At 30.7% G+C, this 11833-nt stretch carries 7 protein-coding genes; all 7 read right to left on the minus strand.

What is annotated here, in order from left to right; all coding sequences use genetic code 11:
* Nucleotides 1-77 precede the first annotated feature (77 nt).
* The 7 genes from HALO113_RS08190 to HALO113_RS08220 are packed head-to-tail and all read right to left on the minus strand — an operon-like array spanning nt 78 to nt 11833.
* The gene (locus HALO113_RS08190; RefSeq protein WP_159778562.1) at nt 78-2780 is read right to left on the minus strand and encodes a hypothetical protein; all 2703 of its coding nucleotides are present in this window, start codon (nt 2778-2780) and stop codon (nt 78-80) included.
* 13 nt (nt 2781-2793) lie between these two features.
* Nucleotides 2794-5508 (minus strand): hypothetical protein, encoded by a 2715-nt coding sequence (locus HALO113_RS08195; protein WP_236554623.1) that lies wholly within the window; start codon nt 5506-5508, stop codon nt 2794-2796.
* Entirely contained in the window at nt 5496-8681 is a 3186-nt protein-coding gene (locus tag HALO113_RS08200) for a baseplate J/gp47 family protein (RefSeq protein ID WP_159778563.1), read from the minus strand. Before HALO113_RS08200 ends, HALO113_RS08195 begins: the two co-directional genes overlap by 13 nt.
* 11 nt (nt 8682-8692) lie before the next feature.
* Complete coding sequence (locus tag HALO113_RS08205; RefSeq protein WP_159778564.1) at nt 8693-9103, minus strand: GPW/gp25 family protein; 411 nt, start codon at nt 9101-9103, stop codon at nt 8693-8695.
* A 3-nt stretch (nt 9104-9106) separates the two neighbouring features.
* Complete coding sequence (locus tag HALO113_RS08210) at nt 9107-9397, minus strand: PAAR domain-containing protein (RefSeq protein ID WP_159778565.1); 291 nt, start codon at nt 9395-9397, stop codon at nt 9107-9109.
* Between the two features lie 3 nt (nt 9398-9400).
* Nucleotides 9401-11146: a type VI secretion system tip protein VgrG gene (gene vgrG / locus HALO113_RS08215; RefSeq protein WP_159778566.1), complete on the minus strand. Its 1746-nt coding sequence runs from the start codon at nt 11144-11146 to the stop codon at nt 9401-9403.
* The gene (locus HALO113_RS08220) at nt 11147-11833 is read right to left on the minus strand and encodes a LysM peptidoglycan-binding domain-containing protein (protein WP_159778567.1); all 687 of its coding nucleotides are present in this window, start codon (nt 11831-11833) and stop codon (nt 11147-11149) included.

Here is an 11833-nt window from a genome sequence, read left to right on the forward strand (position 1 = left end):
TCATTTCCTTCCCCCCATCGAGCTTCAGATCAGCTAGCTTTATTAGGTCTGAAGCTTTTTTATTTCTATTAATTAAGCTAGCTGATTGGTATAAACAGTCCATTTGTTGGTTTTTGCAAATAAAATTCTGCTTTATTAGCATAACGATTGAAAATAGGTATCAAAGCATCTAAGTTCATATTGCTAGAATTATTAATATGAATAATATACTTACTCACACCATTTTCATTGTGCAATTTTTTTCTTAATCGAACAAATAAAGCTACATCATCATTTGTGTCATTTTGATGTTGCGCATAATGATCTAACATGGTACTATTTACCCAATTTCCATTAGTCCAATCACCTCCTATTGTTATTTCTAAATTTGTAAAGTTTGTACTTGCATTGCGAATTGCATTTGCTATTTGTTGTAGTTCCTGACCCACAGAAACATTTGGCATATTCGTTGGGATATTATTAAAATGTCGCATTTCTGTAATAAATCTTCTAAATGGAGATGTTACTGCATGATCTATTAATTTTCTTCTTAATATTTCCCATTTTCTCCAATCTTCATCAAATCTTCCAAAATCATCATCATCTTTATTAATCGGAGCATAATTACTTTGTAGTTTTTTGTAAATATCCTCGTTATATGCGTTTACAATTGAACAACTGATCTCTTTAGCTAGATATTTTCTGTTATTTCTAGTTATACCGCGATCCGTTAAAGTATAAACCGGACTTGTATTACTTAATGTAATGTCCTGTACTTCAAAAACAAAATTGTCCTTTTCTAATCGGGTAATTTTTAGTTTTTTTTGTTCTTCTATGAAATCAAATACTAATCCGGAAGGGAATCTTTGATTGATTCGTTCCATTACAACATGCAATCTTCTTAGAAAAATATCTTCGTTTAATGGTATTCTTAATATAACAGGTTTATTAATTAAACTAATCCCATTAATACTATATCTTCTAATATTTAAAACATAATGAGTGGGCATCGCTTTTACTTTACTAGGTGTACCTTTAAGACTTCTTGCCAAGTTATTGATGTATTTTAAAGAACTTATCCAAGGATACATACATGCAACAATTGTACAGCAATCCAAACTATCTTCCTCAGCAATTTTATAATCTACAGCAAAATCAGTTATGAACTCATCTCCTTCTTTTAACAATAATAACGTACCTCCCTTTTGAACTCCAGCTTTATGTTCAAATGATGGATTATTTTTCAAAAGAGTTTTTAATTCGTCCTTATTTTCAACAACATCTAAGATTTGAAAATCAAAATCTAATCCATGTAATGCTCTTTGATTTGTAAGTGTGTTATTAACCTCATCTATATCATCATTCAAATAGCCTTCAATTCTATAAAAATCATGATTTTCTAATGTATATTGAAGTGGAAATTGAATAAAATCATTCGATAATAAATTAGTTGTATGATAACTAAAATTAGCCTTAGAAATAAAAATATTACTTCTATCAAAATCCCAAGAATTTATAAATAAATTATCAATATTATAATAGTAAGGAATTGATTTATGCCCAAGTTTTCCAGTACTTTTAGAGGGAATAATTTTTACTTGATTAGAAGCAGGGGCAATTCCAAATTTTCCTGTTATTTCTATTAATCTTTGAATTAAAGTTTGAAAATTTCTAAATTTTCTATTTTGATCGTCTAATATAGGAGCTTTATAAAACTGATGACGATACATTTTATACATTTGAATATCGACAACTTTTCCTAACAAAAGATGTTTTGGAAAAGAACTGATGGAAGGATTACATTCGGCAATTTGTTGAATAAATAAATCCTTCAATTCTTTATAGGTTGCCAAAATATCTTTTAAAAGATCATAACGATAATGAATATCACTTGGAATAGCAGTGGGTATAATATCAAAAAGATTGGTAATTCGATTATTAATAGTTGTAGCTTGTGTACTAAAACCTAAATTAGAAAGTATTGTAGTAATACCATTTTTTAGACTCGTTTTAAATGCAGCATCACTTACAACCGTATTAAAAAGTTGCTTAATTTGAAGTGCAGATTGGATGCTAGAATATGTTGGCACCACTTTTTTAACCGCTAATTCTGGCAGGGCTTCGTACTCATTAAAAAAATCATATTTTATATATAAACTATCTTTAGATTGAATAATATCTGCGTTAGCTTGAGTTGTAATAAGTACTCTTAAATTAAAAACTTCTTCTCCTCCTTGATTTGAGCAATCTATTTGACTGCATAAAGACGCTTCTTTAGGATAACTTTCTAAATATAGAATTACTACATAATCTCTAATATTTGCTAAATCAGGAAATGCAGTTAATAATTGTTCTCCTGCTTCTAATGTAGAGCCACTTGGCTTTTCGGGAAGCAATTCAAATAAAGGAACAAGCGTGGTGGGACTATTTTTAAAATACTCATAATTTCCTTTATCTTCTGTAAATGGTTTATAAGATTTATAAATAATATTACTAAAATCAACACTAACCAGTTTTTGTTTGGTAGTTAAAGATACATCTCCTGTAGCTTTTTTTTGAAGTTTTATTAAATCTCCGTCCGTAGTTATTCCTGTTCCTTGTGTAATGGTTATAGCATCATTAGTATTGGTAATCGAAATTACAAAACCACAAGCAATACCTGTTCCTGTTAAAAACACCCTACTCAAACGATCTTGATCAGTAAAATAGTCAATTGTTTCGTTTAATTGATAATGTGTTAATACTTGATCTTCCACATAACTATGATATTGTCCTGTTATATTATCTAGTTTAGTTGCCATGACCTTAATTGTTTTATATTGTTCCTAAATTTGTTTTTCCTAAAATTACTTTACCTGTTAAATCTTCATTTTCATCTTCGCAATTGAATAATGTTCCTGTAGGAAAAATGGAATTCAACTTGCTTAATGAATGCACAAAATCGGGTAAAGCGTCTTGTTTATTTTTGCTCTTATCAATTAGAAAGTTTTTAAAATCTCTTTCAAAATCGAGTAGATCATTATCAATGGTATTGATATGATTTTTTCGGTATCCTATCCAGCATATTTTCCCAAGAATATGAGCAGGAATTTCCTGTCTTATTACATCTTCCGCATAATTTCTAAAATCGATATTAGAAAATCGATATGTGTAGCCTGGTAACACCACACTTATTTTAAAAGAATAAGGATCAGGAATGCAACATGTTTCATTACAATCATCGATACATATAGGCATAAAATGATTTTGGGTTGTCATTTCATCGTCTTTTGGAAGCAATAAAATATGTTCTACTAAAAAAATTCCTTCTTCAGTAAATTCTTCTTTAAAGAAAGTAATCAACTCAAGAATAGCTGTTTTTACTTCTTCAAGCGTATCATAAAATTTATATTGTTTGGCTATAATTCTATCTGGATCACTTACCGTTTCTATTTCAGGGTTAATAATGTGAAAGGAAAACTTTCCACTTTCTGCCTGATGAATTTCAAATGTATGAATGACTTTATGTGTGAAATTTGAAGTAAACCCTTCTTTAATTTCTGTTTCACTGGTTTCCAATATTTTTAAAATGGCAAAATACATTTCATTTGCTGCTTCTGTTTCTGTGGCATAATCATCTGTGGCAGAAAGTATAATTTGATTGGATGCATTTTTTATACGCCATCTAAAATTATCCGCTGGTGTTAGTGGTGTAGGGTCATAAATTTGAATGAATAAATTAGAAATATTTTTTCTTTTAATCCCTCTTTTTCCTGTTAATGGATTACTATCTCCTTTAATTCCAAGAAGTCCAGCAATCCTATTTTCTAGACCTGTTACATTAAAAGTATTCCAAAGATGGCTTACAGGTTGCTTATAATAGTTGAAACCGCAACCTCTATGACTACTTGTTGCATTATAACTATTTAAAAAATCAGCTTTATTTCTTAGTACAATCTCATCTGAAACACTTCCATACAAAGATTTCATTAGAAAAGCATATTCCGAAAAACGCTCTGCAAATCGGGCAATAAGATGATCTTTTAAGTTATTGTTTCTTTTTACTGCATCGTCTAAATGACCAAAAAGTGTTTCTGAAAGCACATCGGAATCGGCATCATAATCAGAAACTAATTCTTCAAAACCTTCTATATCAGAAACCACTTGGGTAAAATAAGTTTTAGTTAAAGGGTTATTTATTGAAAGTAACTGCTTTACATTACTTAAATGTTTAAAATAGCTTGCTAAAATTTGATCAAAAAACAGTAAATAACCTTTTAATTGTTTGGCTTTCGCTTTTCTTTGCGGTGTAGCTACATCTGAAAGTCCAATTGCTCCAATACCATAAGTTTCTGGAAAATCATTAGTAATACTAGTATAAAAATTAGTTTCGGTTATTCTTCCTTTTGGAATTGTCAACTCCTTATCTTTTGTAGCTTCTTTTTGTTTTAAAACGATGTCTTTTTTCAGTTCGTTTATATACTGAGTTACTTTGGCTTTATTAACATTGACAGGTAAAACTCCTTTGGTAAAACTAAAAGTGCTTTTATGACACAATTGTGGCTTTTTACCTTCATCAATACATAAAACCCATTCTTTAACATTTTCATCAATTTGATTACAATAATTAATCGAAATATCTTTAATGAGTTTAACGCCATCAATATTCATAATAATTTGCATAATATCGGAAAGACGCACATCTGTTCGTAAAGAAGAATTCGCTAATTCAGCCGTATCTATAAATCCATTATCTAACAAAGGTCCTTCAAAAATAACATCGCTAGTGTAGCCTTTTTCAATCATTTGTGAGAGAGAATAGAATGTTATTGAAGGAGATAAATAATTCTCCAGAGCTAAAACAATAAGTGCCTGTACATATTCTTCATCTGCTTCTGGATCGATTTCTATTTGTGTACAAACAGCTATTGGCTGTATTTCTACTTCTTTGATTTCAGCAATATCTTCACAAAGATTTCTGTTGGTATGAAATTTTTCAAGAATTTGTTGTTTTATTGTTGACTTTACACTTTCATCTTCTTCATCAATGTCTACTAAAAAGGTATATAGTCCTTTAATAGTCGTTTCTTTTATAAAATCCTCTGAAACACCTTCAAAATCTTCTTTATGATACGAAATTTTGGCTTCTTTACAGTTGATATATATTGTTTTGCTGTGTTTTTGTAACCAACAATTTTTAATTAATAAAGGATTAATATCCAATACTATTTTTCGATAATCAAATGCTGTTACCGCTTTATTTGGCAATATTTCAGAAGCTTTAAAGAACTGATTTTCAATTGTATTATTGGTTGAATTACTTAATAAATCTTCAATTGGGAGATTTATTCGCATACCTAAATCGGTAATAGCATAACATAAAACTTCTAAAATAGTAATTCCAGGATCATGTGTATTGTAATCTGTCCAAAACGTTGTTCCAAACGATTCTATATATTCTATTCCTTTTTTACGTAAAAAATCAAAGCTTAAATCGTCGTTTGAGCTTACATTTTTAGGAATACTGTTATTTTTAGTTACAACTGACATGTTTCGTTTTCTTCTATAGTTATTGTTTTACAGCCTTTAATGTTTGTAGAAATAAGATGTTCCTCTTCTTTGGCAGAAACTAAAATCGATTTTGGATTAGAAGGAGTCACCATTTTTTGCGGACTTCCTCCATTTTTTATCAATCTTACATTCTCTAAATAATCTACATAACCCAGTTTTTCTAAATAATCGATCAAGACACTAATATGAACACTTACCCCAAAAGTGATTGGAATGGTTTTATCATATGCCCAAGGTGACAAAAATTTAGTAATGTCTTTTCCTAATTCTTTGGTATAAAAATTAACATCAAATCCAGTCTTAAATTTGACAGCCAAACTTACTGTAACTACCTCATAATTAGGGTTGATAACAAAAGTATTTGTATGCATTGTATTCAACTGAGCAATATGATTTTGCACCTTATTTAAGGTGGCTGTACTTACTCTTGGTTGATAAATATCAAACACATTTTTATTAACCGTATCGGGTACAACAACAAGTGTAACATTTCCTGGTGCTTGAAAAGAATTTTCTGATGTATGATTAAGGCATTTTACTTTATATAATTCTGGGAATTCCTGTAAAATTATATGCTCATAATCCCACATCGTTATAGCTCTATTTTTATGTCTTAATCGTTCACTAACTCTTCTGTAATAATCTTCATTTGATTCTTCTGTTCTATAATCGAAACTATTGTAGGGTTGTTGTATCGATTTTACCATACTTACTCGTTGTGTTAGTTTAGAAATACTTTCAGCTTCTAAACCTGTTTCTAAATGGGCTAATTCATTGCTATTATTTTCAAACACAGCGAGAACTACTTGAGCATGAATTCCAATTAATTTACAAACCGCATCAAATTTTTTATGCATTTTACCTTTAAGCCAAACATAATTCTTAGGTAAAACCGTATTGTCTTGTGTTGCTTCTTTTGGCAAATTAAATTTTAAAATACCTGATCGTAAAAGATTGTCTGTTTCATTTAAAAGGATTTCTGTATAATCTAATTTTTTCCATTCATTATTGCCTAATATCGACCATTCAATCTTTTGATTTCTAGTAAAAGAAGGTGTTAAAGGATTTTCACTTCCTTCTAAAACCTGAAATAATAAGGTAACTTGTTCTAATGCTTTAGTGTTTTCTAAACCTATAAACAACTCACCGCCCGCACAATAAATTGGTAAAAGACTAATGTTTTTATCGCTAACAAAATCTAAACTTGATTTTAAATAAGGATGTTCTTCAGAGTAACCAAAAGGATGAATATGATATAAAAAAGCATCGTTTTTAAGATAGGTTTCTTCTAAAGATTGAGATACTTGCTTTTCAAAAAAACTAGTTTCGGATGCACTATAATTAAATGTAACATTTTCTGCTAAAGGTGTGTAAGGTTCATTAGGTATTACAACATTTGCATTTCTACTTGCCAATGCTAAGGCATAAAATTTGGGGTATAAATTATGTAGGAATGATTGCTTAGATACCAATCTAATTTTACCATTTTTAGCAGTTTGATAATTAGAATTTGATAAACTTACATCTGTTTTAAATACACTTCCATTTTTAGTAAACAACGTTTGATCGGCTTTATTTGCCAGTTCAGTCCAAATATTATTAGATAAAATATCTAAATCATATTTAAAATACGCATCGCTAGTTACAATTGCTCCTTCGGTTTTAAATTTATTTGTATTGTCTAACAAGTTTAACACATAATCATTTGTACTAATCGATGGTATAGAATTTTGTTTATACCCTTTATAATGTTCTGAGAAACTAGTGGGTGTGTTTTTCCAAGTAATACTAAAATCTATGTTTTTCCATTGTTTACCTAAAGCCTCTTCATATTTTACATAAAAATTAGAACCTGCTAATGGAATTGTTGTAAAAGGAAAAAAAGGTTTTAAAGCATTAATAGTACTATTATCATTTTCAAGAATTACATTTTTTATGTTTTGTACATCCACATTAATTGTAATTTCTTTTAAAATATTTGATGCCAAAGAACGATACAATTCATAACCTTCAGTAGTAGCTGTGTTTATTATAAATTTTGCCAAAGGAAGTGCATCATTAAATCCTTCACCAAAAATTTTAGCATCATAATTTGTAATAGCGTCTACATTTTCGTCTAATTGAAAAGCAATTTTTAAGATTTTATTCTGAACAGAAGTTACAAAAGAAGTACCCGTTTTTACGGCCACAGTCGATAATATCGTAGGCACTTGAAACCAACCTTTTTGAGTTGTTAAATAAATAGTGGTGTTATTAATTACTTGATTTATAGTTGTGTTTGTAATATTATTTTTAAAAGTAAATACAAATTCGATACTTCGTTTCCCTTCTTTTAACACTAAAATAGGAGCAGCAATGGCAAACCCTAAAGTTGCGCTTGGTAATTCAGGAAATGATATGTCTGTGTGCCCAAAAGGCCAGTATTGATTATTCTCAGCGGGAAACTGTCCGCCTATTCCATCCAAAGAATTAGCAATAGGACTTATTACTATCTTTTTATTTTCTTTATCGTGATAAATGTTTTTCAGAAGACTAACTGTTGTTTTGTTTGCAATTAACTCATCTGTAGATTTATAAATTCTGATTTTACCATTGGCATCTTTACCACCGTCAAAGCTAGTTCCTTCGTCTATTTTTTGTTGGCTAGCATTTTTAGCTAATTCAAATAGCAAATACACTTTATCTGGTTTTGCGGGTAATTTTTCAATTTGAAGGATATCTTTATAATAAAAATCTAAATGCCTTTTAGTTAACGCATTAAATCTTTTTTTACTTTGTTCCAATAATAATAAGAAGGTTACAAAAAGAGTTAAATGAGGCGTAAGTGCTCCTTCTTTTTTATAGTCTTCCAATAAAGTTTTTAAAGATTCTTTAATTCGTTGTAATTCAAAACTTTTTGTAAATGAAGGATTTTTATCATCTAATTGAAATGAATTAAAAAAAGAAGTCCAATCGTCTATACTTTGCGATGGATTATTGGTTTCAAAATAATTAACATGGGAAGCAAAATTGTAAGCAAACAAAATCCAATCCGAAACATCGAAATCTAACAATTGAATATTATTTGGCTGTAAAGCTGCTATATAACGTTGTTTTTGGTCTGTGCCATTTTTTGATAAAACGCTTACAATAGTATTACAATTCGTACTCATTTTTTAAGTTTTTATAAGTCGGTTCCTTCTGCTTTATAGAAAGGATACACCATATTAATTCTAGAATTAGTAGCTCTAATTTTATAGTCAATAATGACTAATAATTCTCCTTTTAAATCATCACCTTGTGTAATATCGATTTTTTCCACATCAATTCTTGGTTCATGGTAGAGAATAGCTGTTCTAATTAATTCAGACACATACGTTTTTAGCGTAAGATCTAAAGAACCAAATAACAATTCGTCCATATTACAACCATATTTAGGTTGCATAATTCGCTCCCCAATTTTAGTAGATAATAAAACTTCCAAACTGCTTTTAATATCCTCTTCATCTGAAATCATTACAACTGCTCGAGTAGTCTTTTTAAATTCTGGAGGAAAACTCCATCCTGTTCCTAAAAATGCTTTTCTGTTTTCCATAGTTTATCCTATTAAAACTGTAGGTAATCCAGCTACAATTGTACCTCCATGTGCCATTGAATCTCCCATTCTTGCAGCTGGTTTTCCTCCTATTAAAACGGTTCCAGATCCAGCAGCAATCGTATCTGGTGGTCCTGTACAGGTAGCCATATCGCCTACGCGCGCTGCCGGTAAACCTCCTATTAAAACAGTAGCTTCTCCTGCTGGCATGATAGGTCCGCCTACATGAGGTACGGTTCCAGTAACCATTGGACAAACGTGCATATCTGTTATTCTAGCTGCTGGTGCTCCCATTTATTAATTTATTTGTACTATACTTCCCTTTAAAACGGCTGTCGCACTTGAAGACAATTCGATGCCTCCACTTCCTTCAGCTTTTAGTTGTGTTGTTGCAGTAAGATTAACATTAGCTCCTTCAATGGTTACATCTCCTGTAGCTAATAATTCTATTTTGCCTGCACTTTCCATTTTTATGCCATTGCTATCCATTGTAATAACATTCGCATTCTCGTCTTCAATAACAATTGTTCCTGCATCTTCATCTAAAGCAATCTTTTTTCCTGCAGGAGTAGTAATGGAAACTACTTTCTTGTCATCGTCAAATAAGAGTTTCATTTCACTTCTTGTAATAAAACCTTTTTCGTTATTATCATCGCTAGCCACAATAGGTGCTGGTTTTCCACTACTATTTAGCATTCCTAAGACAACTGCATTATTAGGATCTTCATTGATAAAGCCTATAATCACCTCATCTTCTATTTCAGGTCTAAAAAATGCGCCTCTATTTTCTCCTGCATCTAAAGAAGCAACTCTACACCAAATACCTTGCTCTTCACTATTGATAATAGGAATTTTTACTAGTATGCGATCTTCTCCATCAGGATCATCCTGTAGTTGTGTTACTATTCCAATATGTAATCCTTTTATAGCTGGAATAACCCCAGCTGCAGCGGGTGTATGAATATCATAGGTTTCAGAAAACCATTCAGGATTAAAACCAAATTGTGCATCTACTGTCCAATTACCTTCTGTAATTTCATGAAAAACACCCGTTACATAAGCCTTTCCATTGAAACGATCTCCCACTCCTTCTAAAGTGATAATGGTATTGGGTTTAACTGAAGGAATCCCTTGAAATTTAACTCTCCCTCTCACTTTAGCTAATTGCTGAAATAATAATTTGGCATCCGCCCAATCTTGTAAAGAAACTTCTGAAACCGCACCACCATGTCGTAATTCTAAATTTTCTAATTCAATAGTATTCGCAAGATCAGAAGTACCTAAATTTCCATTCAAGGTAATACTTGGATCTGAAGCTTCGATTTCTACTAATTCTTGATTGGTATAATTCCAACTATACGATGACACTTTAGCAAACTGATTTCTTGCGTCTATTTCGGCATCAAAATCTAACATAGTCGCTCCAAAAGTGATGGTTTCTACCGATTCGGAACTTACATCTGGTTTTTTTATGGTGATTTTACCATTTTCAACAAAACAAAGCTTGCCATTAGCTTGTGCTCTGGTAACTATAAAATCCCAATCTGAAGTATTATATTGTATAATTTCTTTGTGAGAAAAATTGGTTGCTTCCACTTCGTTTTCAAGACTATAAGCTCCTATAATTTCTTCAAAAACCTCACTATCTTTTACTTCATAAAAATACTTACTCTTACGACCTATAGTTAATTTTACCGCTTCATCCTTACATTCAATTATTAAACACGAATTACCCTCTTTAATTTTAATGGTATGCTTAATTACAATTCCTTTATAAATCGTTTCTTCATCAGAATGATATCCGGCACTTATTTCTATTTTTTTACCCGGAATTAATAATTCTTCATTGCTTAATTTAAAATCTCTAGTAGCCGCTTCTCCATCAATAATAACTAGTTGAGCCATCGGAATTCGATTCACTTCATTGTGTACCACAATACTTTTTACTTGATAGGTTTTGGATAATTCTTCCCCTTCAATTAAAATTTTATGCGTTACTAAATCTGCACTTTGACTGGTTTGTATGACGCCACTATTATTCATTTAAGATTGCTTTTGTAGAGGTGGAAAAAAAATTTCCTGTCCTGTTTTTAATTTTCTGAAATTGATAATATTATTCGCTTTGGCTACTTCTAAGTAATATTTAGCATCTCCATAAATTTTATACGATAGTAAAGGCAAAGTATCTCCTTCCTTTACGATTCTTATATGTGTTAAATCGGGAGATTTATTATTTTCTCTAGCGGCTCTTAAATCATCTTCCACAAAACCTGTGAATTTTGCTTTTGCCACAGCTCTAATAGGGGTGCCATCTGGTTTAAAAAGTTTAAACTCGATATCCATTTCGGTAAGCGAACCTTTAAATAGTAAACTTCCCCATGAAATCACTAAATAATTTGGTTTATGCTCCTCTCCGTTGTAATCTAAAATTACTTTTTTAAACTTTTCAATATCATCAATAATACCACTTTCTAAGGCTTCTTTTCCTTCTATAACACCTGTTCTATCGAAAACAAATTCTAATTCTAAATTTTCTGGTAATGTCTTTTTAAAACGTGGAGAAACTGTACTTGTTCCTGCAGCTTGTTGTTCATCTTGTTCAATTTTATAATGAAAAGTGTATTTCTCAGGATTCATTAAAGTATCAAATTCTCCATCGGCTACTTTACTACTAAATTCTGGATCACTATAAGCTACCACTTTTAGTTTTTTTAATTCTCCAGCACCCAT

The organism is Flavobacterium sp. 9AF, from assembly GCF_902506265.1.
Classification (GTDB): domain Bacteria; phylum Bacteroidota; class Bacteroidia; order Flavobacteriales; family Flavobacteriaceae; genus Flavobacterium.

Bases quoted from the DNA above. Each gene is read 5' to 3' on its own strand.
- HALO113_RS08190 (WP_159778562.1), bottom strand. From the start codon at position 2,780: ATGGCAACTAAACTAGATAATATAACAGGACAATATCATAGTTATGTG.
- HALO113_RS08195 (WP_236554623.1), bottom strand. From the start codon at position 5,508: ATGTCAGTTGTAACTAAAAATAACAGTATTCCTAAAAATGTAAGCTCA.
- HALO113_RS08200 (WP_159778563.1), bottom strand. From the start codon at position 8,681: ATGAGTACGAATTGTAATACTATTGTAAGCGTTTTATCAAAAAATGGC.
- HALO113_RS08205 (WP_159778564.1), bottom strand. From the start codon at position 9,103: ATGGAAAACAGAAAAGCATTTTTAGGAACAGGATGGAGTTTTCCTCCA.
- HALO113_RS08210 (WP_159778565.1), bottom strand. From the start codon at position 9,397: ATGGGAGCACCAGCAGCTAGAATAACAGATATGCACGTTTGTCCAATG.
- vgrG (WP_159778566.1), bottom strand. From the start codon at position 11,146: ATGAATAATAGTGGCGTCATACAAACCAGTCAAAGTGCAGATTTAGTA.
- HALO113_RS08220 (WP_159778567.1), bottom strand. From the start codon at position 11,833: ATGGGTGCTGGAGAATTAAAAAAACTAAAAGTGGTAGCTTATAGTGAT.